This is a genomic window from Ruegeria sp. CE9, assembly GCF_056537425.1.
Genome location: NZ_JBQFRO010000133.1, coordinates 1 through 573, shown reverse-complemented (window position 1 = coordinate 573; position 573 = coordinate 1). Strand labels below are relative to the sequence as shown.

General features: G+C 66.7%; 1 protein-coding gene and 1 pseudogene. Both read right to left on the bottom strand.

All coding sequences use genetic code 11. The features are described from left to right. Positions 1-234: ABC transporter permease subunit (locus tag ACR0B3_RS24490; protein ID WP_480811309.1), on the bottom strand; the 234-nt coding region annotated here is incomplete at its 3' end. A gap of 109 nt (positions 235-343) precedes the next feature. Next, positions 344-573 (bottom strand): annotated as a pseudogene (locus ACR0B3_RS24485) (branched-chain amino acid ABC transporter substrate-binding protein); the annotation flags it as partial.

The following is a 573-nucleotide window of genomic DNA, read 5'->3' as shown; positions in this document are numbered from 1 at the left end:
GACCTTGAGCGGGTTGCCGAGAAAATCGGTGCGGGTGTCGTCGATCACCTCGTGGCTGAGGGTGAGGATCTGGCTGAGCGTGACGGCGCAGAACGCCCCCAGCATGAACAGGGCCCCATGGGCGAAGTTGACGACACCGAGGGTGCCGAAGATCAAGGTCAGGCCCAGGGCGATCAGCGCATAGGCCGAGCCCTTGTCCAGTCCGTTGAGAATTTGAAGGATGATGGCGTCCATGGCTCCCACCTCGGCTATAGCGTCACGCGCCCCGCCGGCCTATGTGGCGCAGGGGCAAGGTCGGGACGGGCGCGTGCGCACCCGTCCCGGGATCTTGTCGGGGTCGGTGTCAGGCGCCCGGGTTGCAGGTCCCGAGGGTCGCCTCGGCGCCGCCGAACTGGGGGTGGTCCGGGGCATAGGTCACCTGCTCGACGGGGGTCACCTCGACGATCTCCAGCAGGTCGAACTCGGAGGTCGGGTTTTCCTTCCCGCGCACCACGAGCACGTCCTTGAAGCACTGGTGGTCGGCGGCGCGGTAGAGGGTCGGGCCGTTGCCCATCCCGTCGAATTCGAAATCCG